The organism is Sphingomonas faeni (assembly GCF_040407505.1).
Classification (GTDB): domain Bacteria; phylum Pseudomonadota; class Alphaproteobacteria; order Sphingomonadales; family Sphingomonadaceae; genus Sphingomonas; species Sphingomonas faeni_E.
The window spans coordinates 249,215-270,774 of the sequence record NZ_JAPZPQ010000002.1 but is presented as its reverse complement, the minus strand read 5'-3'; the positions used below and the strand labels follow the sequence as shown (position 1 = coordinate 270,774).

Annotated in this window: 20 protein-coding genes; 12 read left to right on the top strand and 8 right to left on the bottom strand. The window is 65.3% G+C overall.

The genetic code is table 11. The features are described from left to right. The first annotated feature begins 46 nt into the window (after window positions 1–46). The 3 genes from O6X71_RS07790 (at window position 47) to O6X71_RS07780 (ending at window position 5,116) form a co-directional block, all read left to right on the top strand. Window positions 47–2,470 (top strand): ligase-associated DNA damage response DEXH box helicase, encoded by a 2,424-nt coding sequence (locus O6X71_RS07790; protein WP_353465328.1) that lies wholly within the window; start codon window positions 47–49, stop codon window positions 2,468–2,470. Window positions 2,471–2,834: 364 nt separating this feature from the next. Then, window positions 2,835–3,659 carry an aspartyl protease family protein gene (locus O6X71_RS07785; RefSeq protein ID WP_353465327.1) on the top strand — a complete coding sequence of 275 codons (825 nt, stop codon included), beginning with the start codon at window positions 2,835–2,837 and terminating at the stop codon, window positions 3,657–3,659. 59 nt (window positions 3,660–3,718) lie between these two features. Further along, window positions 3,719–5,116, top strand: a complete 1,398-nt coding sequence (locus O6X71_RS07780; protein ID WP_353465326.1) for a M20/M25/M40 family metallo-hydrolase — start codon at window positions 3,719–3,721, stop codon at window positions 5,114–5,116. Between the two features lie 198 nt (window positions 5,117–5,314). Here O6X71_RS07780 and O6X71_RS07775 read toward each other — a convergent pair whose 3' ends face one another. Beyond that, window positions 5,315–7,288 carry a potassium transporter Kup gene (locus tag O6X71_RS07775; RefSeq protein WP_353465325.1) on the bottom strand — a complete coding sequence of 658 codons (1,974 nt, stop codon included), beginning with the start codon at window positions 7,286–7,288 and terminating at the stop codon, window positions 5,315–5,317. A 125-nt stretch (window positions 7,289–7,413) separates the two neighbouring features. Between O6X71_RS07775 and pdeM the strand changes: the two genes are divergently transcribed. Then, window positions 7,414–8,076 carry a ligase-associated DNA damage response endonuclease PdeM gene (pdeM, locus tag O6X71_RS07770; protein WP_192975211.1) on the top strand — a complete coding sequence of 221 codons (663 nt, stop codon included), beginning with the start codon at window positions 7,414–7,416 and terminating at the stop codon, window positions 8,074–8,076. A gap of 164 nt (window positions 8,077–8,240) precedes the next feature. Here the strand turns inward: pdeM and msrA are convergent, their stop codons facing one another. The 4 genes from msrA to pabB all read right to left on the bottom strand — a co-directional run bounded on the left by msrA (window position 8,241) and on the right by pabB (window position 12,401). Continuing rightward, the gene (gene msrA / locus O6X71_RS07765; RefSeq protein ID WP_353465323.1) at window positions 8,241–8,900 is read right to left on the bottom strand and encodes a peptide-methionine (S)-S-oxide reductase MsrA; all 660 of its coding nucleotides are present in this window, start codon (window positions 8,898–8,900) and stop codon (window positions 8,241–8,243) included. 63 nt (window positions 8,901–8,963) lie between these two features. Beyond that, complete coding sequence (locus tag O6X71_RS07760) at window positions 8,964–9,113, bottom strand: hypothetical protein (protein WP_165895481.1); 150 nt, start codon at window positions 9,111–9,113, stop codon at window positions 8,964–8,966. Window positions 9,114–9,390: 277 nt separating this feature from the next. Then, window positions 9,391–10,590, bottom strand: a complete 1,200-nt coding sequence (locus O6X71_RS07755; protein WP_353465322.1) for a pyridoxal phosphate-dependent aminotransferase — start codon at window positions 10,588–10,590, stop codon at window positions 9,391–9,393. Between the two features lie 50 nt (window positions 10,591–10,640). Beyond that, window positions 10,641–12,401 carry an aminodeoxychorismate synthase component I gene (gene pabB, locus O6X71_RS07750; protein ID WP_353465867.1) on the bottom strand — a complete coding sequence of 587 codons (1,761 nt, stop codon included), beginning with the start codon at window positions 12,399–12,401 and terminating at the stop codon, window positions 10,641–10,643. Between the two features lie 80 nt (window positions 12,402–12,481). On the opposite strand from pabB, the gene O6X71_RS07745 reads away from it, so the two are divergent. Next, window positions 12,482–13,159 (top strand): MBL fold metallo-hydrolase, encoded by a 678-nt coding sequence (locus O6X71_RS07745; protein ID WP_353465321.1) that lies wholly within the window; start codon window positions 12,482–12,484, stop codon window positions 13,157–13,159. Between the two features lie 241 nt (window positions 13,160–13,400). On the opposite strand, the gene O6X71_RS07740 is transcribed toward O6X71_RS07745, so the two are convergent. Further along, window positions 13,401–15,026 carry a M28 family metallopeptidase gene (locus tag O6X71_RS07740; protein ID WP_353465320.1) on the bottom strand — a complete coding sequence of 542 codons (1,626 nt, stop codon included), beginning with the start codon at window positions 15,024–15,026 and terminating at the stop codon, window positions 13,401–13,403. Further along, entirely contained in the window at window positions 15,023–15,466 is a 444-nt protein-coding gene (locus O6X71_RS07735; protein WP_353465319.1) for an MAPEG family protein, read from the bottom strand. The genes O6X71_RS07740 and O6X71_RS07735 overlap by 4 nt, the downstream gene beginning before the upstream one ends. A gap of 204 nt (window positions 15,467–15,670) precedes the next feature. On the opposite strand from O6X71_RS07735, the gene rpmF reads away from it, so the two are divergent. From rpmF to O6X71_RS07710, 5 genes are all read left to right on the top strand, one after another. Next, window positions 15,671–15,850, top strand: coding sequence for a 50S ribosomal protein L32 (gene rpmF / locus O6X71_RS07730; protein WP_056054400.1), 180 nt, complete (start codon window positions 15,671–15,673; stop codon window positions 15,848–15,850). Window positions 15,851–15,891: 41 nt separating this feature from the next. Beyond that, complete coding sequence (plsX, locus tag O6X71_RS07725) at window positions 15,892–16,920, top strand: phosphate acyltransferase PlsX (RefSeq protein ID WP_056054397.1); 1,029 nt, start codon at window positions 15,892–15,894, stop codon at window positions 16,918–16,920. Beyond that, window positions 16,917–17,885, top strand: coding sequence for a beta-ketoacyl-ACP synthase III (locus tag O6X71_RS07720; RefSeq protein WP_353465318.1), 969 nt, complete (start codon window positions 16,917–16,919; stop codon window positions 17,883–17,885). Before plsX ends, O6X71_RS07720 begins: the two co-directional genes overlap by 4 nt. 96 nt (window positions 17,886–17,981) lie before the next feature. Beyond that, a complete protein-coding gene (locus O6X71_RS07715; protein WP_176500395.1) occupies window positions 17,982–18,281 on the top strand; it encodes an integration host factor subunit alpha in 300 nt (99 codons plus the stop codon). A gap of 160 nt (window positions 18,282–18,441) precedes the next feature. After that, window positions 18,442–18,747 carry a MerR family transcriptional regulator gene (locus tag O6X71_RS07710; protein ID WP_353465866.1) on the top strand — a complete coding sequence of 102 codons (306 nt, stop codon included), beginning with the start codon at window positions 18,442–18,444 and terminating at the stop codon, window positions 18,745–18,747. A gap of 53 nt (window positions 18,748–18,800) precedes the next feature. On the opposite strand, the gene O6X71_RS07705 is transcribed toward O6X71_RS07710, so the two are convergent. Next, on the bottom strand, window positions 18,801–19,316 hold the full coding sequence (locus O6X71_RS07705; protein WP_353465316.1) for a MucR family transcriptional regulator: 516 nt from the start codon (window positions 19,314–19,316) through the stop codon (window positions 18,801–18,803). Between the two features lie 515 nt (window positions 19,317–19,831). Here O6X71_RS07705 and O6X71_RS07700 point away from each other — a divergent pair. Both O6X71_RS07700 and O6X71_RS07695 read left to right on the top strand, forming a co-directional pair. Continuing rightward, window positions 19,832–20,452 (top strand): hypothetical protein, encoded by a 621-nt coding sequence (locus O6X71_RS07700; RefSeq protein ID WP_353465314.1) that lies wholly within the window; start codon window positions 19,832–19,834, stop codon window positions 20,450–20,452. A 559-nt stretch (window positions 20,453–21,011) separates the two neighbouring features. Next, the gene (locus tag O6X71_RS07695) at window positions 21,012–21,287 is read left to right on the top strand and encodes a hypothetical protein (protein WP_353465313.1); all 276 of its coding nucleotides are present in this window, start codon (window positions 21,012–21,014) and stop codon (window positions 21,285–21,287) included. Window positions 21,288–21,560: the final 273 nt, after the last annotated feature.

The window sequence follows — 21,560 nt, the reverse complement described above, 5'->3', positions numbered from 1 at the left end:
GCGCCGCGTCCATAGCGGTGCGGCGCAACGCCCCCATATGACGATGATGCGTGAACAGGCCGTGAGCGACCTCCCCCCTCCCCTCGAAAACTGGTTCGCGACGCGCGGGTGGCGGCCGCGGCGGCATCAGCTCGAGATGCTGGCGGAAGGCCGTGCTGGGCATCACGCGCTGCTGGTGGCGGCGACCGGGGCGGGGAAGACGCTTGCCGGGTTCCTTCCGACGCTTGCCGAGCTGATCGAGGCGCCGACGAATGGGCTCCACACGCTGTACGTCTCGCCGCTGAAAGCGCTTGCGGTCGACGTGCAGCGCAACCTGCTGACGCCGATCGACGAGATGGGCGTCGATATACGCGTGGAGACGCGGACTGGCGACACGCCCTCCGACCGGAAGGCACGGCAGCGGATCAAGCCGCCGCAGATTCTCCTGACGACCCCAGAGTCTCTGTCGCTGCTGCTGAGCTATCCCGACAGCATCACGATGTTCGAAAACCTCCGCACGATCGTGGTCGACGAGGTGCACGCTTTCGCGACCGGCAAGCGCGGCGACCTGTTGTCGCTGTGCATGGCGCGACTTCAGAAGATTTCGCCGGGGATGCGCCGCGTCGCGCTGTCGGCGACGGTCGCGGATGCGGACGGCTATCGCGCGTGGCTCGCCCCCGATGGCGATATCGATCAGGTCGCGATGGTCCGCGGCGAGCCCGGCGCGGATCCCAACATCGCGATTTTGCTGCCCGAGGGCCGCGTGCCGTGGTCGGGGCATTCGGGCCGCTATGCCGCCGCGCAGGTGATGGCCGAGATCGAGGCACACGAGACCTCGATCGTGTTCTGCAACACGCGCAGCCTGGCCGAGCTGATCTTCCAGGATCTGTGGAAGGTAAACTCGGGGAACCTCCCGATCGGCGTCCACCATGGCAGCCTCGCGAAGGAGGCGCGGCGGAAAGTCGAGAATGCGATGGCCGAGGGGAAACTGCGCGCGTTGGTCGCGACGTCGAGCCTCGACCTGGGCGTCGACTGGGGCAATGTCGATTGCGTGATCCAGATGGGCGCGCCGAAGGGATCGTCGCGGCTGTTGCAGCGGATCGGGCGCGCCAACCACCGGCTCGACGAATCGTCGCAGGCGATCGTCGTGCCGGGCAACCGGTTCGAATATCTCGAGGCGCGCGCGGCGCTCGACGCGGTCGAGGCGGGCGAACTCGATGCGGATATCTTCCGCGTCGGGGCGCTAGATGTGCTCGCGCAGCACGTGATGGCGTGCGCCTGTGCGGCCCCGTTCCACGAAGCTGCGTTGCTCGACGAGATCCGCTCAGCCCTCCCCTATTCCGCGCTGCCGACCGAGACGTTCGAGCGCGTGCTGCATTTCATCAGCGACGGCGGCTATTCGCTGAAAGCCTATGATCGGTTCAAGCGGCTGACCAAGGATGCGGACGGGACGTGGCGCGTCAGCCATCCCAAATTCATCGGCCAGCATCGGCTGAACGCGGGCATCATCGTCGAGGCGACGATGCTCAACGTGCGGTTCGGCAATGGCCGCGTGCTGGGTCGCGTCGAGGAGGCGTTCGCGGCGCAGTTGAGTCACGGTGATACGTTCTTCTTCGCCGGGTTGAGCCTCGAGGTGATGAAGATCGATCTCGAGGATCTGGTCGTTCGCGCGACGTCGAAGCCGGCGCGGATTCCGACCTATGGCGGCAGCCGGATGCCGCTGTCGACCAACCTTGCCGACCGCGTCCGTGGCTTCCTGGCGCATCCCGGCGAATGGGCGCGCTTCCCGGACGACGTGCGTGAATGGCTGGAGATGCAGGCGTATCGATCGGTGATGCCCGAGCCCGGCCAGCTGCTGGTCGAGACGTTCCCGCGCGAGGGGCGGCACTACATGGTCGCGTACAGCTTCGAGGGGTGGAACGCGCACCAGTCGCTCGGCATGCTGATCACGCGGCGGATGGAGACGCAGGGGCTGAAACCGCTCGGCTTCGTCGCCAATGATTACGCGCTGGCGGTGTACGGGCTGGAGAAGATCACCGATCCCGCCGCGCTGTTCTCGGCGGATATCCTCGAACATGAGTTCGTCGAATGGGTGCAGCAATCGCATCTGTTGAAGCGCGCGTTCCGCGAGGTCGCGGTGATCGGCGGGCTGGTCGAGCGCCAACATCCGGGCAAGCGCAAGACCGGCAAGCAGGTGACGTTTTCGACCGACCTGATCTACGACGTACTGCGCAAATACGAGCCGACGCATCTGCTGCTGGAGGCGGCGTGGGCGGACGCGCGGGCGCGCATGACCGATGTCGGGCGGCTGGCGTCGCTGCTCGATCGCGCGGCGGCGACGATGGTGCATGTCGATCTGGAGCGGGTGACGCCGCTCGCGGTGCCGGTGCTGACGCTGATCGGGCGCGAGAAGATCTCGACGAACAGCTCGGACGACGCGCTGCTGATCGAGGCGGAAGCGATGATCGCGGATGCGATGCGGCCTGATTGAGGGGCTACGGCTGCCCACGTTGAAACACCACCCCGGCGAAGGCCGGGGCCCAATTGGAAAGGTGGTCGTAACGGAACGTTGCCCTCCATTAGCAATCTCCCCCAATTGGGCCCCGGCCTCCGCCGGGGTGGTAGCGTTTGGGAGGGACGTTCGGGCTTAACAACGGTAGTTGCGCATGTACGAAATCGGGCGCAGCATTTGCAGCATGCACAGGTGGCTAGCCCCTCTACTGCTAGCCATTGCCGCCCAGGCTAGCGCTCAGGACGCAGCCTCTCCACGCCCCGATGCTGCACCTCCGCCCAGCGCAGCATCGGCAACAGAACCCGACCCCGCCACGCTCCTGTTCGGTGACGACCAAGCCCGGATGACGGTGCCGGTCACGATCGCCGGCGCAGGACCGTTCGCGTTCGTCGTCGATACTGGCGCCCAGCGGACCGTCATCGCGCGCGAACTCGCCGCAACGCTCGGGCTTGCGCCAGGCCGCATCGTCCGCGTGACCGGCATGACCGGATCGAGCGCTATCGGCACCGTCGTCATCCCCTCGCTGAATGTCAGCGTGATCGGCAGCGCGGCGATCGAGGCGCCGGCGATCAGCGCGATCAATCTCGGTGCGCGCGGGCTGCTCGGAATCGATGCGTTGCAGGCTCACGCGGTGGGAATCGACTTCGACACCAACACGATGACCGTCACGCCCTCGCGCAAACGGCAGAGCCGCGAGCGCGCGGGCCCCGACGAGATCGTCATCCGGGCGCGCAGCCTGTTCGGGCAGCTCGTCGTAACCGATGCCTATTGCAACGGCATCCGCATCCGCGTGATCCTCGACACCGGCACCTCGGTCAGCATGGCCAATGGCGCGCTCCGCCGGAAGGTGACGCGCAAGGGACTGGGCAGCGCGGGGGCGTCGCAGCCCGTGTCGCTCACCGGCGTCACCGGCGAGACCGTGATCGCCGACTATACGACGATCGACCGCGTCACGATCGGCAGCCTGACGCTAGGCGACCTGCCCGTGGCGTTCACCGCCGTCGACGCACCGCCGTTCCGCCTGTTCGGCCTCGCCGAGCGACCCGCGATGCTGCTCGGGATGGACGTGCTGCAACTGTTCCGCCGCGTCGACATCGATTTCGCCAACCGCGAGGTACGGCTCACCTTACCACGCGAGACGCGCCGTCGTGGCGAGCTGCGCCGCTGAGGTTGCGTCCTGGTGCGTTCGCTGCAACTCTCCCGCCGGAAACGAAAAAGGGGATGACGATGCGCGCGACTGGCTGGCTACTCACGGCGGCAATCCTGACGACACCATTCTCGGCACAGGCGCAATCGCGGCCCGACCAGAAAGCGTTCCTCGGGCTCTACAAAGAGCTGGTCGAGACCAACACGACGCTGTCCGCGGGCAGCTGCACGCAGGCGGCGGCGCAGATCGGTGCGCGGCTGAAGACGGCGGGTTATGCGGACGCCGACATCACCTATTTCTCGGTGCCCGAGCATCCGAAGGACGGCGGGCTGGTCGCGGTGCTGAAGGGGTCGGACGCGTCGATCAAGCCGATGCTGCTGCTCGCGCATCTCGACGTGGTCGAGGCCAAGCGCGAGGACTGGGTGCGCGATCCGTTCAAGCTGATCGAGGAAGGCGGTTATTATTACGCGCGCGGCACCGTCGACGACAAGGCTCAGGCGGCGATCTGGTCAGACGCGATGATCCGCTTCAAGACCAGCGGGTACAAGCCCAAGCGGACGATCAAGCTCGCGCTGACCTGCGGCGAGGAGACGACGTTCGCGTGGAACGGCGCGCAGTATCTGGCCAAATCGAAGCCCGACCTGATCGCTGCGGAGTTCGCGCTCAACGAGGGCGGTGGCGGGCGGCTCGACGACAACGGCAAGCGCCAGTTGCTCGCGATCCAGGTCGGCGAGAAGGCGGCGCAGAACTATACGTTTCTCGCCACCAATCCCGGCGGGCATAGCTCGCAGCCGATCCCGGAGAACGCGATCTACGAGCTCGCCGACGCCGTGAAGGCGGTGCAGGGCTACGAGTTTCCGGTGAAGTTCACCGACACGACCAAGGCGTTCTTCGCGGCGAGTGCGAAGGCGATGCCGGGCGAGATGGGGGATGCGATCAGCAAGCTGCTCGCGAACCCCGAGGACAAGACGGCGGATGCGATCGTCAGTCGTGACAAGGCGATGCACTCCACGTTGCGCACGACGTGCGTGGCGACGTTGCTGAACGCGGGGCATGCGGAGAACGCGTTGCCGCAGCGTGCGACGGCCAATATCAACTGCCGGATCTTTCCGGGCGAGACGGTGGAGGGCACGCTCGCCAAGCTGAAGGAGCTGGCGGGGGCCAAGGTGACGGTGACGGCGAACCAGCCGGTGCGGCCGACCGCGATCCCGCCGACGCTCGACCCGAAGATCATGGGGCCCGTGACCAAGGTGGCGGCGAAGCACTTCCCCGGCCTGCCGATCCTGCCGTTGATGTCGACCGGGGCGACGGACGGGATCTTCTTCGAGGCGATCGGGATTCCGGTTTATGGGGCTCCGGGGGTGTTCATCGACAAGGACATGGGGGGTATTCATGGCCTCAACGAGCGCATCCGGGTGGCTTCGCTGTATGACGGTCGGGATTATCTGTTCGACTTGGTGAAAGCGTTCGCGGGGTGAACGCTACGCCCCTCGCCCCTTCGGGGAGAGGGAGGGAGGAGCCTTAGGCGACGGAAGGGAGAGGGGCTTGGGGCTCGAGACGGTGCCCGACAACGCCCCTCTCCCTTCCCACGGCAAGTGCCGCGGGCCCCTTCCCTCTCCCCGGAGGGGCGAGGGAGCACGCGCTTCCCCTCTTGAAACGTCCGCCTTACTCTGAGCTTAGACGGTGACCTGTTCGCCTAGCTCCAGCACCTTGCCCGGCGGGATCTTCAGGAAGTCGGTCGGATCGCTGGCGTTGCGCTGCAGGAAGAGGAAGATCCGGTCCTGCCAAGGCGGCATCCCCTTTTCCGCATCCGGTTTCAACGTGTTGCGGCCGATGAAGAACGAGGTGCGCATCGGGTCCAACCCAAGCTGTTCAGTCTTGTTGCCGATGCCGAGATCGCGCGGCACGTCCGGAGATTCCATGAACCCGTAGGTCAGCACGACGATCGAGAAATTCTCGTCGACCCGTTCGACCTTCGCCCGCGCCGCCTCATCGACGAACGGGCGGTCGGCGGTACGAATGCTGACGATCAGGTTGCGCTCGTGGAGCACCTTGTTGTGCTTCAGATTATGCAGCAGCGCGCCGGGTGTCGCGTGCGGGTTGCCGGTCAGGAACACGGCCGTTCCCGACACACGCTCGGGCGGACGCTTTTCCAGCGCCGAGGCGAGATCGCTCAGCGGGATGCTCTGGCGCTTCTCGAACGCACTGACGATCTTCTTGCCGCGCACCCAGGTGAAGATGATCAGTCCGATCGCGGCGGCGATGACGAGTGGCACCCAGCCGCCCTCGATGACGCGGAGGATGTTCGCGCCGAAGAAGATCAGGTCGAGCGTCAGGAACGGCAGGATCGCCGCGAGCGCGAGCGGGCGCGACCAGTTCCAACGGTGGCGGACGACGATGTAGGCGAGCAAGGTCGTGACGACCATCGTGCCGGTCACCGCGATGCCGTACGCGGCCGCCATCGCCGACGACGTCTTGAACTGGATCACCAGCACCAGCACGCCGATCAGCAACAGCCAGTTGATCGCCGGCAGGTAGATCTGGCCGGCGAACACCGCGGAGGTCTGGCGGATGCGCAGGCGGGGGAGCAGGCCGAGCTGGATCGCCTGCTGCGTCAGCGAGAATGCACCGGTGATGACCGCCTGGCTGGCGATGACCGTCGCGAAGCCAGCGAGGATGATCAGCGCGGGGCGCAGCGATTCGGGCGCCATCAGGAAGAACCAGTCCTGATTGACGAACGGCACGCCGCGCGCCGCCGCATCCTCGAGCCGAGACAAAGCGAATGCGCCCTGCCCGAGATAGTTCAACGCCAACGCCGGGAAGACGAGGAAAAACCAGCCGATGCGGATCGGCAGCTTGCCGAAATGGCCCATGTCGGCGGTCAGCGCCTCCGCGCCGGTGACGGTCAGGAACACCGCGCCGAGCACGAACAGCCCGGTGACGCCGTGCGTGGCGAGGAACGAGATGCCGTAGGTCGGCAGGAACACGCGGACGATCGAGGGCTCGTCGGCGATGTGCCAGATGCCGAGCGCGCCGATTGCGACGAACCAGAGGATGCAGACCGGGCCGAACAGCTTCGATACCTGCGCCGTGCCGCGCGACTGGATCAGGAACAGCCCGATCAGGATGCCGATCGTCAGCGCGCGGACGACGCCTTCGTTGAAGATGTGCGCGGCGCTGGGGATCGTCCGCAGGCCTTCCATCGCGGAAAGCACCGACAGCGCCGGCGTGATGATTGCATCGCCGTAGAACAAAGACGCGCCCGCCGCGCCGAGCACGATCGCGATCCGCGATCGCATGCCGAGCGCGCGACGGGCTAGCGCGGCCAGCGCTAGCACGCCGCCCTCGCCCTGGTTGTCGGCGCGCATCAGGAAGATGACGTATTTGACGGTGACGACGAGGAACAGCGACCAGAGCGCGAGGCTCAGCACGCCAAGGATTTCGGTCGGATCGATGCCGCCCGCGGACGTCTGGCCGAGTGCCTCGCGGAACGCGTAGAGCGGGCTGGTGCCGATATCGCCGAACACCACGCCGATCGCGCCGACGGTCAGCGCGGCGAGTGCGGGGTGCGGATGCAGATGCGCCGCCGACAGATCGCCAGGCGTTTCCGGTACAGCGGCAGTTTGGGGTGTTCCGGCGACGGACGTCATGGCGCGAAGAGCGCTCCTCCTGAGGGGACGGCGCGCTTTACGCCGATTGGGGGCATGCGCAAGCCCCACCCGGTTCGCGACGATGGCGGCTTGATTCGGTGCGGCGGGGGCGGCATGGCGGGCGGATGGTTCCCTTTTCGTTCGGCGGGCATGCGCTTCTGGCGTTGGCGCAAGGCGCGCTGTTCTGGCCGGAGCGGCGTGCGCTGCTGGTCGCCGACCTGCATTTCGAGAAGGCGAGCTGGTTCGCGAAACGCGGCCAGATGCTGCCGCCGTATGATTCGATCGCGACGCTGGCCGATCTCACCGCGCTGGTCGCCGCAACGGGCGCGCGCGAAGTCTGGTGCCTCGGCGACAGCTTCCACGACAGCGACGGCTGCGAGCGGTTGCCGCAGCGCGCGCAGGACATGCTGCGGGCGATGACCGACGGGACGCGGTGGACGTGGATCACGGGCAATCACGATCCGGCGATCCTCGATCGGTGTGGCGGGGAGGTGGTAGACGAGGTGGTCGTCGATGGACTGGTGCTGCGGCATGAAGCGGACCGGGCGGAGACGCGGCCGGAGCTGTCGGGGCATTTCCATCCGAAGCTTCGGTTGCGCGTGCGGGGGAAGCAGGTGGCGCGGCGGTGTTTCGTGGCGACGGCGACTAAGCTGATCCTGCCGGCGTTCGGGTCGCTGACTGGCGGGCTGGACGTGGACCATCCGGAGATCGTGCGTGCGGTCGGGGTTGGGGCCGAGGCTATGGTGCCGGTGGCGGACCGGATGCTGCGGTTCCCGGTTGCGGCCTGAGGTTCCTACCGGTCACCCCGGAGCAGTGCGATGCTTTCCTGTCGAAACATCGCCCCATCCCTCCTTGTTCTCCCGCGAAGGCGGAAGCCCAGTCTGGGTCCCCGCCTTCGCGGGGAAACAAGCTATCTAGATCCAGTGGTTCACTGGGGGCCCGCTAACAGAATTCAACTCGAAATCGTCGGAAACGCCGCGCGGAAGGCGGCCACCTTCGGCTTGTCCCACGCCACGACGTACGGATGCGTCGGGTTCCGATCGTAGAAATTCTGGTGATACGCCTCGGCCGGATAGAACGTCCCCGTTTCCAGCTTCGTCACGATCGGCCCGGAGAACGCATGCGTGGCACCGAGTTGCGCGATATACGCGCGGGCGACCTGCGCCTGCGCAGGCGACTGCGGGAAGATCGCCGAGCGATAGCTGGTGCCGCTGTCTGGACCCTGGCGGTTCAACGTCGTCGGATCGTGCGCGATCGAGAAATACACGCGGAGCAACGTGCCGTAACTCACGACGCGGGGATCGTAGGCGATCTTGATCGCTTCGGCATGCTTGGTCGTCTCGGCGGAGACCTGGTCGTAGGTCGCGGTCGCCTTGGTGCCGCCGGCATAGCCGGTCGTGACGGCCTTCACGCCCTTCACATGCTCGAACACTGCTTCCATCGTCCAGAAGCAACCGCCGGCAAGCACCGCGGTCTGGATACCGGGCGCTGCGGGGAGGTCGGTCTTGACGGCGGGGATGACGACGGCGCGGGCGCCCTGCGCGGTGCCGGTGGCAATAAACGCACCGGCGATACCGACGGCGGCGAGCGTGGCGAGAAGCGGCTTTTTCATGTTTTGATACATGGGGTTGCGCTTGCGCTTCGCTAGGCCGTCGGCGCAGTTATCAGGTGGCGGTTATCGCGCGGTGGCCGAGACGCTGTGCTCGAAATGGCTGGCGAAGGTCTGGCGGGCTTCGGCGGGCTGCAGTGCGAGCAAGCCGATGGCGCCGAGGACGAAACCGCCGCTGAACTGCCAGAAGAAACTCGACTTTACGATGCTGCGCATGATGCGATCCCAATGAAACCCAGTGATGGCGCCGACCGGATAGGTCAGCGTCAGTTACGGACCGGCATGTCGTAGAGATGCCGGCCAACCACAATGTCGTTTTTAGAAACTCTCGATTAACGCGCCGTGGCCGATGCGTTCATCGTGCAGCAGGCATCGCCCGACAGGGTTGCCGGAAGATGTCGCCGCGTGTCTCGAATGTTGCCGGCAGATGCTTGCGATCCTCCCCCGCCAGGGGGAGGTGTCGCCGAAGGTGACGGAGGGGGAGGATTACATCTTACTTCAGCGCGGCGCAGGCCGTCTGGATGCGCGTGCACGCTTCGCGGAGCAGCGCGTCCGAGGTAGCGTAGCTGATCCGGAACGCCGGCGAGAGGCCGAACGCAGCACCCTGCACCACCGCCACCTTGGCGTCGTCGAGCAGATAGCCGACCATCGCCTCGTCGGTGTCGATCAGGCGGCCGTTCGGCGTGGTCTTGCCGATCAGCTCGGCGAACGATGGGTAGACGTAGAACGCACCCTCCGGCGTCGGGCAGTGCATGCCATCGATCGCGTTCAGCATCGACACGACCAGATCGCGGCGGCCCTGGAACGCGGTGTTGCGCTCGGCGAGGAAGGACTGGTCGCCGTTGAGGGCGGCGACAGCGGCGGCTTGGGCGATCGAGCACGGGTTCGAGGTCGACTGCGACTGGAGCTTGGCCATCGCCTTGATCAGCCACGAAGCGCCTGCGCCGTAGCCAATCCGCCAGCCGGTCATCGCATAGGCCTTCGAGCAGCCGTTGACGGTCAGCGTGCGCTCGAACAGCTCGGGGCATGCCTCCGCGATCGTCGCGAACTTGAAGCCGTCATAGACGATGTGCTCGTACATATCGTCGGCGAAGATCCAGACGTGCGGATGCCGCGCGAGCACCGCGCCGAGCGCCTTCAGTTCGTCGATCGTGTAGCCGGCGCCGGTCGGGTTCGACGGCGAGTTGAGGATCACCCACTTGGTCTTCGGCGTGATCGCGGCGTCGAGCGCGGCGGGGTCGAGCTTGTAGCCGACCTCGGGACCCGCCTTGACGATCACCGGCACGCCACCGGCGAACTGCACGACGTCGGGATAGCTGACCCAATACGGCGCGGGGATGACGACCTCGTCGCCCGGATCGATCGTCGCGACCATCGCGTTGAACAGGGTGTGCTTGCCGCCGACGTTCACGCTGATCTGGTCGGTGGTGTAGGTGAGATTGTTGTCGCGCGCGAACTTGGCGACGATCGCCTGCTTGAGCTCGATCGTGCCGTCGACGTTGGTGTATTTCGTCTTGCCGTCGCGGATCGCCTGGATCGCCGCCTCTTTCACGAAGTCCGGCGTGTCGAAATCGGGTTCACCCGCACCAAGCCCGATCACGTCGACGCCTGCGCGCTTCAGTTCGAGAACGCGCGAGGTGATCGCGAGCGTCGGCGAGGGGCTGATGCGGCCGAGCGCGGCGGATGCGTGCATGGTGTAACCTTTGCGGTTGTCCGCGAACATCGTCGCGGAATTTGCGGGCGCTATACGCGCCGATCGGTCGAATTCGCAACCGTAACGATGGCGGGAATGAGCCCGCGGACTGCATTTCCGATGAAGAATCCGGCGGTCAGGTCGGCTCGGGTTAGCAAGGCTTCGGTTGCGCGGCCCGATTCAAGGAGGTCGGCTCGCAATATACCGGGGAGCAGGCCATGCCGTAGTGGCGGCGTGACGAGTGCTTCGCCGCGCTGGACAAACAAGGAGGTGAAGCTGCCTTCGGTGAGGAAGCCGTCGGCGTCCTCGAACACCACCTCGAACGTCCCCGCGGCTTTCCGCGCGTCGTCGTAGAAGGCGCGGGCGCTCGTCTTGTGGCGGAGGCGGAAGTCGGTCGCGGGCACCGGCAGCGGAACGATCGCAACGGTCGCTTGCGCAGGCGAGTGCGGGAGCGGTGCCGCCTCGATCGCGATCGCGCCCGATGGGCTGAGCAGCAGGCGGATGCGGCGGGGTCCGCGCAGCCGGAAGGTTGCGGCCTGGAGTTCGTTGCGCGCAGTGTGGCGGTCGAAGGTGAAGCCCAAGGCCTCCGCACTCGCCTTCATCCGCGCGAGATGCGCTTCGAGGCGGGGCAGACCGTCCTCGGGATCGAACGCCATCGTCTCGATCAGGTCGAAGCGGCGCTGGCCGGCGGTGACGAACGCGCCTTTTGCGTGGCATTCGTTCCACTCTGCGTCGGCCGCGCTGTCGGCAACGATGCCCGAGCCGAGACTCATCGTCGCCGCGCCGTTCTGGATCGCCAATGTGCGGATCGCGACGTTGAAGATCGCGTCGCCGTTCGCGTCGAACCGCCCGATCGCGCCGGTATAGATGCCACGAACGCGCGCGTGCTCGACCTCGGCGATGACCTCCATCGCGCGTTGTTTCGGCGCGCCGGTGATCGATCCGCAGGGGAACAGCGCGGTCAGGACGTCGACTGCGTCGCACGTGGGTTTCACCGTCGCGGTGACGGTCGAGGTCATCTGGTGGACGGTCGGATAGGTCTCGACGGTGAACAAATCGGGCACCGCAACGTGGGTGGCGACGCGCGACAGGTCGTTGCGCATCAGGTCGACGATCATGAGGTTTTCGGCGCGCTGTTTCGGGTCGGCCGCGAGATCTTCGGCGAGCGCGCGGTCGGCGTCGGGGGTGTCGCCTCGCGGTGAGGTGCCCTTCATCGGGCGGCAGGTGAGCGTGTCGCCGTCGAGCGCGAAGAAGAGTTCGGGGGACAGCGACAGGAAGCGCGTCTCGCCGGTGTCGATCAGCGCACCGTATCCCGCCTTCGCCTGGCGCCGCAGCCGGGCGTAGAGCGCGATAGGGTCGCCGACGAACGGCACGGTGGCGGCAAAGGTGAGGTTGGCTTGGTAGATGTCGCCAGCCGCGATCAGGTCCAGCACGCGCGAGAGGCTGGCGTCGTAGGTCTCGCGGTCGATCAGCGGCTGCGGCGCACCGGTCCAGGCGCCGGCGGGGTCGGGGAGCAACGCGGCGACGTCTTCGGGCGCTATCGTGTCGTACTCGGCGAACAGGCCGAACCAGAGCAGCGGGCCTTTGGTGCGGACGTCGACCGGCCTTGAGGCGAGTGCGGCGCCGGCTTCGTAGGTCAGGTAGCCGGCGGCGTGTAGCCCTTCCTCGCGAGCGTCGCGGAGGGCGTCGAGTGCGGGGCGGACCTCGGCAAGCGTATCGGCGCGGACGATCCGGACGGGATCGCGGTACACTCGCGCCGGGGCGCCTGCCGCGCGGGCGTCATCGAGCAACACGTAGGGCGCGGTCCACATCGCCTTCACTGTTGCACGGGCGATGGGGTAAACCGCAAGCGGCGATTGCTCCAACCGACGCGCCATCCTATTTCGAGGCCATGACAAATCCTCCCCTCCGCGCTGCGCCCCCGCTCCGTGCTGCCATCGTGCCCGTCACGCCGATCCAGCAGAACTGCACGATTATCTGGTGTACCGCGACGATGAAGGCGGCGGTGATCGATCCGGGCGGCGACCTGCCGCGGATCATGGCGGCGGTCGAACAGGCGGGGGTGACGGTCGAGAAGATCCTGCTCACCCACGGCCATATCGATCATGCGGGGGGCGCCAAGCGGCTATCGAACGATCTCGCCGTACCGATCGAGGGACCGCACGAGGCGGATCGCTTCTGGTTGCAGCGGCTCGATCAGGATGGGCCGAAATACGGGATTTCGGGGGTCAATTTCGAGCCCGACCGGTGGCTGGTCGAGGGCGACACGGTGGCGGTCGGGGATCTCGTGCTCGACGTCTACGAAACTCCCGGCCACACCGAGGGTCATGTGATCTTCCACCACGCGCCGTCGAAGTTCGCGCAGGTGGGGGATGTGCTGTTCCAGGGGTCGGTCGGGCGATCGGACATGCCCGGGGGCAATCACGAGACGCTGGTGAAGTCGATCGTCGAGAAGCTGTGGCCGTTGGGGAGCGATACGAGCTTCATTCCGGGGCATGGGCCGGCAAGCACGTTCGCGCATGAGCGGGCGACGAATATGTTCGTTAGCGATCGGGCGCTGGCGGGGTAGCTTTCTACCGTTCCCCCGCGGAGGCGGGTCCAGAATACCAAGCGGTGGCGCCTGCAACCCTGGGCTCCCGCCTTCGCGGGAGAACAATAAGAGTCGCCATCCTCCCAATCACTCCACCCCGGCGAAGGCCGGGGCCCAGTTGGGAGAGGTAGATTGGCGTAGGTCGCGCTCCGTTACAGCGACCTTTCCAATTGGGCCCCGGCCTTCGCCGGGGTGGTTGCCAGCGTGAGGAACGGGTCTTCTACTTCCGCTCCCCTGCCGTCTCAGCTCGCACCGACTTGAACTCCGATCCGTCGCGCCATTCCGGCCACAACCGGCTGTTCGCCAGCTTCGTGCCGATCGTCTTGAACAGGTCCACATCCTGCGCAGCACCACGCAGGTCCCAGTCGGCGCCCCATGCGTCGCACGTCTGGTGATAGCATTTCATATAGCCGTCCAGCCAAGCCTGCCCCGCAGTCCGGCCACCCTTGACCAGATCCGGCGCCCCACTGATCGCCATCAGCAGTAAGGTCGGCACGCCGCGCCGTGCGACCGAGAAATGGTCGGCGCGGTAGAACAGCCCGCGTTCGGGGAGCGCCTCCGACGTCACGACGCGACCTTGCGCCTTGGCGGCATCGCCGAGCATATCCTCGAGGCTGTTCTGGCCCGCGCCGACCAGCATGACGTCCTTCGCCGGCCCTGCGGTCTCAAGGATGTCGAGCGTCAGGTTGGCGACCGTCTTGGCGGCCGGATAGACCGGGTTTACCGCATAGGTCTCCGAGCCGAGCAACCCGCGCTCCTCGCCGCTCCACAGCGCGAAGACGAGGCTGCGGTCGGTGCGGGGCGCCTTGGCGAAATTGCGCGCGAGTTCGAGAACGCCCGCCACGCCGAGACCGTCGTCGTTGGCGCCGGGGCGGATGGTGCGGCCCTGCGCATCGGGCGCGCCGATCCCGTAGGCGTCCCAGTGCGCGCCGAACATCACGACTTCGTCGGGACGTGTCTTGCCGGGAAGCTTGGCGAGCACGTTCTGGCTCACGGCGGTGTCGTGCTTGACCGGCAGATCGGTGGTGAACGCCTGCTTAAGCGCGACCGGGCGGAAGTCGCTCCGTCGCGCCGCCTTGCGCAACGCTGCCAGGTCGAGGCCCGAGGCCGCAAACAACCGGGTCGCCGCGCCGCCTTCGAGCCAGCCCTGGAGCATTACCCGCGACTCAGGGTCGTTCCGGACGATGTCGTAATTCTCGCCGGCGGGGACGGTGACGGTGTTCCAGCCGTACCCCGCGCCCGCCGCGTCGTGGACGATCAACGCGCCGACCGCGCCACGTCGCGCGGCCTCCTCGTATTTGTACGTCCAGCGGCCGTAATAGGTCATCCGGCGGTCGCCGAACTTGCCCTTCGCATCGTCGCCTGTGACCGCCTCGAAATCGGGATCGTTGACGAGGAACACGGCCACCTTGCCCTTGAGGTCGAGGCCCTTGAAGTCGTCCCAGCCGCGTTCGGGCGCGCTGACGCCGTAGCCGACGAACACCATCGGTGCGTTTGCAATGGCGACACGGTCGACGCCGCGGACCGTGCTCAGATAGAGATCACGCCCCTGCACCAGCGCGGTATCACCGGCGCGGACGGTGCCCGAGCCCATCCGAGTGTGGACGAGCGGCACGGGCTGCGTCCAGCTGCCGTTCGGCCCGCCGGGTTGCGCCTTCATCGCCTTGAACTGCGCGATCAGCCACGCGATGGTCTTGGTCTCACCGGGGGTTCCGGGCGCCCTGCCCTCGAACGAGTCGGAGGCGAGCGTCTTCACGTCGGCGGACAGTCGGTCGGGCGAGACCTGCGCGACGGCCGGTGACGCAGCCAGCAGCGTGGCGGCGGTGAGAAAGCGAAACGCGCTCATGCCTGCGACCCCGACGGCACGACCTGGAACGTCTTCGCGGACGGCACGCTGTTCGCCTGATACGCGATCGCCAGCGCCCACCCGGCCAGCACCGCCATCAACGCCCAGGTCGCCAGAGCGCCCCCTGCCCGCGGCACGCTCGATGTCGTCCGGTCCATGCCGAACGCGTGAGCGATTCGCGCGATCACGAACACCGCGCCCGCAATCCACAGCCAAAGCGTCGATCCGCCGGCGAGCTCGATCAGCCCGATCAGGATCAGGATGAACGGCGCGTATTCGGTGAAGTTGGCATGCGCGCGCATCCGCGCCTGCAGGCGCTGGTTGCCGTCGTCGCCGATCAGCACGCTCTCCTTCACGCGCATCGGCACGATTCGGAAGGCGAGCCACAGGTTGACGACGGCGGCAGCCGCGGCGATCGTCAGGGTTACGGGTAAAATCACGGCATTGCCTCTCGTTGGATGTCGCCGGGGTCCTGCCACTCGCGACCAATGGTTGCAACGCGGGGTGAAATCGCTATAGCGCCACGCTTCGCGAGCGTCAGGCCGCATGGGTTGCTTCAGGCGGCCGGCATTCTTGTCGGTTGCCTGTGTCCCGTGTCCGGACGTACTCGGAGCCCCGACCTTTAGATTGAACAAGGTGCCGAAATGGCCGTCCCCAAAAGAAAAACCTCGCCCTCCAAGCGCGGCATGCGCCGTGGTCACGACTCGCTCACGATCGCGTCGTTCCAGGAATGCCCCAACTGTGGCGAGCTGAAGCGTCCCCACAACCTGTGCGGTTCGTGCGGTCACTATAACGGTCGCGAAATCCTCTCGATCGAGGGCTGAGGCTTCCGTCCGGAACCTCTAACTTGAACGAAGGATAAGCGATGCCCGACAGCGGCTGGATCGCGGTCGATGCGATGGGTGGCGATGACGGGCTGGCAGTGATGCTCGCCGGTGTCGCCCGCGCGCGTCATCAATTCGAGGGCATGCGCTTCCTGCTGGTCGGCGACGAAGCTGCGATTCGCGAGGGGCTGAAGGCTCATCCGAACCTGTCGCAGCATTCGGAGATCGTCCACGCGCCGGAAGTCGTCGGGTCGAGCGATAAGCCGACCCAGGCGATTCGTCGCGCCAAGAAGACCTCGATGGGCATCGCGATCGACCTGGTGAAACAGGGTCGCGCCGCCGCTGCAGTGTCGTCGGGCAATACCGGCGCGCTGATGGCGATGGCGAAGCTGTCGTTGCGGATGCTACCCGGGATCGACCGGCCGGCACTCGCGGCGCGTCTGCCGACGCTCGGCGACACCGACATGGTGATGCTCGACCTCGGCGCGAACACCGAGTGCGATGCGCGCAACCTCGTCCAGTTCGCGATCATGGGCGCCGCCTATGCGCGCACCGCGCTCGACATCCCGCACCCCCGCGTCGCGCTGCTGAATATCGGCAGTGAGGACATGAAGGGCACGGACGAGATCCGCGATGCGGCAGCTCAACTGCGCGCGACGCCGGCCGTGGACATGCAGTTCAACGGCTTCATCGAGGGCGACCGTCTGTCGCGTGGCGAAGTCGACGTCGTCGTGTGCGACGGATTCTCCGGCAACATCGCGCTAAAGACCGCCGAGGGCACCGCGCGATTCGTCGCCGACCTACTCAAGCGCGCGTTTCGTAGTTCGGTCCGGTCGAAGCTCGGCTTCCTGATCTCGCGGCCGGCAACCGAGTTGCTGCGCGATCACCTAGATCCCAACAATCATAATGGCGCGGTATTTCTCGGGCTCAACGGCATCGTCGTGAAGAGCCATGGCGGCGCCACCGAGCGCGGCGTCGCGACCGCGATCGGCAATGCCGCGAAGATGGTCCGCAACGATCTGGTCCGGCGCATTGCCGACGATCTCGGCAGCGTGGAGAAGGCGGCATGATCCGTTCGGTCGTCATCGGCACCGGCTCCGCCCTGCCCGCGCGCCGCGTCTCGAACGCCGAGCTGGCGGAACAGGTCGATACGAGCGACGAGTGGATCGTCGAGCGCACCGGTATCCGCTTCCGTCACATCGCCGGCGAAGGCGAGACGACCGCTACGCTCGCCGCCGACGCGTGCCGCGCGGCTTTGACCGCGGCTGGGATCGAAGCCGACAGCATCGACCTGATCGTGCTCGCCACCGCAACACCCGACCAGACCTTCCCCGCCAGCGCCACCAAGGTGCAGGCGATACTCGGCATCGACGACTGCGTCGCGTTCGACGTCGCCGCGGTCTGCTCGGGCTTCCTGTACGCGGTGCAGGTCGTCGACAGCATGATCCGCAGCGGCGTCGCCAAGCGCGCGCTGGTGATCGGCGCGGAGACGTTCAGCCGCATCCTCGACTGGGAAGACCGGACGACCTGCGTGCTGTTCGGCGACGGCGCTGGCGCGATCGTGCTGGAGGCACAGGACACCGCGGACGAAGGCGGTCGCGGCATCCTGACCACCAAGCTGCACGCCGATGGCCGCCACAACGAGCTTCTCTATGTCGACGGGGGCGTTTCGACGACCGGCACCGTCGGCAAGCTCCGCATGAAGGGCCGCGAGGTGTTTCGGCATGCGGTGACCAACTTGGCGTCGGTGATGACCGAATCGCTGGCGATGGCTGGCTTGTCTTCGGACCAGGTCGACTGGGTCGTGCCGCACCAGGCGAACGCGCGCATCCTCGACGCCACCGCGCGGAAACTTAGCCTTGCGCCGGGGAAAGTCGTAGTCACCGTCGACCAGCATGCCAACACGTCGGCTGCCTCCGTACCGCTCGCGCTGGACGTCGCGGTACGCGACGGACGCATTCAGCAAGGCCAGATCGTCGTCCTAGAGGCGATGGGTGGCGGGTTCACCTGGGGCGCTGCGGTTATCCGTTTCTAAACCGGTCAGAAAGTGATCGATCCGCTTGTAGAACAAAAGTTCTTCCGGTCGCCTTCCAGCTTGTGTAGGAGAGACCCCGAGACTGGGAGCTTGTGAATGACGATGACCGGTACTTTGACGCGGGCCGATCTGGCCGAGTCCCTCCACCGCGAGGTTGGATTGTCGCGTTCGGACTCATCAAAGATCGTCGAACAGATCCTTGCGGAGATGTGCGGCGCGCTGTCCGAAGGCGAGAACGTCAAGATTTCGGGGTTCGGCACGTTCGTGCTGCGTGACAAGGGCGAGCGCGTCGGTCGCAACCCAAAGACGGGGATCGAAGTGCCGATTGCACCGCGTCGCGTCCTGACGTTCCGCGCGAGCCAGATGATGCGTGAGCGCATCGTCGGTGCCGACTAATCCAGCAATGCCCGATGGTGCCGATGATTCCCCTGGCGATCTTGCAGGTGACAGTGGTCAAGATACAGATCTCGTCTTAGCCGGTACCGGCGACACAGCGTCGGCGACCGTTCCCGGAAAGGCTCCCGTTACAGGCAAGACTGGCGCAGCGTTCCGAACGATCGGCGAGCTATCGCGCGAGACTGGCCTGCCACAGCATATCCTGCGGTATTGGGAGACCCGGTTTCCGCAACTGCGGCCTCTGCAACGCGCGGGCAACCGACGTTATTACCGCGCCGAGGATGCGGTACTGGTCCGGCGGATCGATACGCTGCTCAACCGCGAGGGCTATACCGTCCGCGGCGTGCAGCAATTGCTTGCAGCCGAAAAGGCAACGCCCGACACGATCGAGCCGGTCGTTCCCGCGCTCCGTGCAATCCGCGCACTTCTGGCGAACGCGCTGGCCGAAGACGGCCGGCGGGCATAACATTCGGTCGATAATGGGGCGAGGGGAAGGACGATGCCCTCCCCTCGCCGATCTCAACCCTCGCTGCCGAGCGTCTTCTTGGCAGCATCGAGTGCCGCCTTGCCGCCCTTGCGAACGGTCTTCACAGCATCGTCCGATGCCTTCTCGATCGTTGCACCGGCCTTGCGACCTAGCCCGATCGACTTCGCCATTGCACGGCGCGCTTCCGAATAGGTCGCGGCGACCATCGGATAGTCAGCCTTCAGGTTGAAGCGCTCGCGATACTGCTCCGGGGTCAGGCCGTTGGTCGACAGGTGACGACGCAGTGTCTTGTACTTCTTGCCGTCGAGCATCGAGATGATGTGATCCGGCGACGCAAGCGACTTGCGGACCGACACGGCCGGCTCCGACGCAGGCGTTGCAACAGCCTCAGGTTCGACATCGCCATTCCCGACGAGCTTCTCGACCGCAGAATGCATCGCGACTAGGAACGCCGGCACGTCGTCTGCCGCGGTGCGCGTATTGGGGTTGGCAAGCCATGCTGCCGTCAGTTCGGCAGCGAGTTCTACGGTATTAATTGTATCAGTCACACTATGTCCTTGAATTCGTGATGCACCCCTGGGAGCAGGCGCCTACAGCTTTTGTTTGCAAATGAACACCAGTGTTTATCATACGTCCATTATTACGTTTTGTTCATTTTGCGGAGCAAATATGGTCATTAAACCGATGCGCTCCGGCGTCACGTCGTAGATATCCTGACTATAGTCAGCGTGGCCAACACATCGGAGAACGCAGACATCCAGTGGAAACCTGGCCACGAACATTTTGGATCCTTGCCCGTCTCAATCGGCGCGTGATCTGAGGGTCGCTGATCCAGCGGATTATGCGCAAGCAAAGCCTACTTACTGCCATGAGTTTTTTGTTACTCAGACATTGATATTTTCAATATCGCGAACTGACCCATTGCCCCTCGACCGAACTCGAATCGGAGGTAGGTACTGGCATCGAACGGCCTGAGCGGGCGTACTTGAGCGGTGCTGGGCCGAGCACGATTCTACGGTATAATGCGCAGGATCGACGGCGGCGGTCATGGGGGCGCGGAACGATGGTCGGCATATCAAAATGGGTCGGTAGCCTTGCAGCTGGCAGTGAGCTGCTCGTGTTGGCATCGATCGCCGGCTGCGGCTCACCCGAAGACGCCCGTGCAGACAATGGAGCGCATGGTTTCGCACCGGCTGGAACCGCCACGGTCGCGTTGGCCCCAGTGACCGTGAACGCCGCCGTTGCAGATGCTCCCACGCGCTTGATATCGCCGGTGGACGTCGCCGATGACACGCTGTGCGAGGCTGGCGAGACGCCCTTCTTCTCTTGCGAGATAGGCGCCAAGCGCGTGTCGGTATGCGGCGGCCCCGCGGGCACGGCCTATCGCTACGGAACGCCCGGCAAGGTAGAGCTTAGCTCGCGCAGTCTAACCTTCGCCAATCGGGGCTATTCGGGTGGCGGAGAGTCGCAGATCACCGCCAAAAACGATGATTACACCTACACCGTGTACGACAGCACCGTGCGCACCTCGTTCAGTAACGACGGCAACGCCCCGCAATTTTCGAGCGGACTGGTCGTCGCACGTAGTGGTCGCGTCGTTTCATCGAAAATGTGCAAAGACGAATCGTCGGTAAAGGCGGATGCGGAACAGGCGCTGCCGGCTGGCAACTTCGTCGAGCACTGAGCTTGGCAGGATGCGGCGTACAGGAGTATTCGTGGCCACCTGGCCGCGACTACACAGGGTCCCGCATGAAGCCGAACTTGGAGATATAGGTCACGGCCGACGTTTCGCAAAATGCGGCTGATTGAGCGAAACACAGTTCCAACCCACCCATTGTTGGCTGAGCCTATTCTCTTCCATCTATGTCATTTCGCTTACGCCCAATTACGGACGCTTGGTCAAACCTCGGAATACACTCATGGTCACAGTGCGCCTCGAACGAGATGGACCGAGCCATAAAATTGATGGTGGAACCGAGCGGAGCAGTGGAACGCATCCCCGCGGGCGCGAGATCCGCCATCCGCTACGAACCGCCAGCCGATCAAGAAGACACGTCATTCGCTGAGTAGCGCTCGGCCATGATCCGATTCTGGGCTGAAGGCGGCGATTACGAATTAGTGACCAATGGTGAGGCAGTCCTAACCTGATGACTGTTCACGCCCATAGCCGGACGTTCATGGTCGATCTGTCATCGCCCGAAACTAGACGTTGATTGGTCCGCTTGGTCGTGGGAGGATGTGGCATGGGGCGTTCGATTATTGCTGCACTCGCGATGATAACGGCACCAGCCTTGCTACTGGTTTTCGCTGCCCACACGGGCCTGTTCTCACATCGGTCTGTGGCTCTCGCCTACATCATGCTTTTTCTAGCATGGCTTACAGGGATGGGAGCCATTCGGATGGCCGGATGGTCGCACCGGGTCACTGCCGGGATGATGGTCGCTTACACCATCGTCGCTATTCCTGCGTTGCCATTCGCCGGGCTTCTCGCAGTCTGCTCCACTGGTGACTGCATCTAAGTCTAAGTCCGCTTTGCCGCTGCGTTCGCTTCAAAGCGGCCAGTCCGCTTACCTCCCATTGCGGTGCCGGTCACGGCGCCTACATCGACGCACGCGTACTTTTCCCTTTCTCCATGCTCCTCACGCGGCTCGAAGGCGAAATCGGGCCGGTCGTCATAGCCGTGGGCCTGCTCCAGTTTCCCATATACGGCGTACTGGTCGGTCGAGCCGTCGCGCTGCAGACAGCCACGCCCTTCGTGCTCTCGACGACAGCGCATCTCTTTGCCGTCCTTA

Coding starts and splice junctions, on each gene's coding strand:
- O6X71_RS07745 (WP_353465321.1), top strand. CDS start 12,482: ATGACAAATCCTCCCCTCCGCGCTGCGCCCCCGCTCCGTGCTGCCATC.
- msrA (WP_353465323.1), bottom strand. CDS start 8,900: ATGAAAAAGCCGCTTCTCGCCACGCTCGCCGCCGTCGGTATCGCCGGT.
- plsX (WP_056054397.1), top strand. CDS start 15,892: ATGCCCGACAGCGGCTGGATCGCGGTCGATGCGATGGGTGGCGATGAC.
- O6X71_RS07755 (WP_353465322.1), bottom strand. CDS start 10,590: ATGCACGCATCCGCCGCGCTCGGCCGCATCAGCCCCTCGCCGACGCTC.
- O6X71_RS07720 (WP_353465318.1), top strand. CDS start 16,917: ATGATCCGTTCGGTCGTCATCGGCACCGGCTCCGCCCTGCCCGCGCGC.
- rpmF (WP_056054400.1), top strand. CDS start 15,671: ATGGCCGTCCCCAAAAGAAAAACCTCGCCCTCCAAGCGCGGCATGCGC.
- O6X71_RS07780 (WP_353465326.1), top strand. CDS start 3,719: ATGCGCGCGACTGGCTGGCTACTCACGGCGGCAATCCTGACGACACCA.
- O6X71_RS07760 (WP_165895481.1), bottom strand. CDS start 9,113: ATGCGCAGCATCGTAAAGTCGAGTTTCTTCTGGCAGTTCAGCGGCGGT.
- O6X71_RS07775 (WP_353465325.1), bottom strand. CDS start 7,288: ATGACGTCCGTCGCCGGAACACCCCAAACTGCCGCTGTACCGGAAACG.
- O6X71_RS07695 (WP_353465313.1), top strand. CDS start 21,012: ATGGGGCGTTCGATTATTGCTGCACTCGCGATGATAACGGCACCAGCC.
- O6X71_RS07790 (WP_353465328.1), top strand. CDS start 47: ATGCGTGAACAGGCCGTGAGCGACCTCCCCCCTCCCCTCGAAAACTGG.
- pabB (WP_353465867.1), bottom strand. CDS start 12,401: ATGTGGACCGCGCCCTACGTGTTGCTCGATGACGCCCGCGCGGCAGGC.
- O6X71_RS07785 (WP_353465327.1), top strand. CDS start 2,835: ATGACGGTGCCGGTCACGATCGCCGGCGCAGGACCGTTCGCGTTCGTC.
- O6X71_RS07715 (WP_176500395.1), top strand. CDS start 17,982: ATGACGATGACCGGTACTTTGACGCGGGCCGATCTGGCCGAGTCCCTC.
- pdeM (WP_192975211.1), top strand. CDS start 7,414: ATGGTTCCCTTTTCGTTCGGCGGGCATGCGCTTCTGGCGTTGGCGCAA.
- O6X71_RS07700 (WP_353465314.1), top strand. CDS start 19,832: ATGGTCGGCATATCAAAATGGGTCGGTAGCCTTGCAGCTGGCAGTGAG.
- O6X71_RS07740 (WP_353465320.1), bottom strand. CDS start 15,026: ATGAGCGCGTTTCGCTTTCTCACCGCCGCCACGCTGCTGGCTGCGTCA.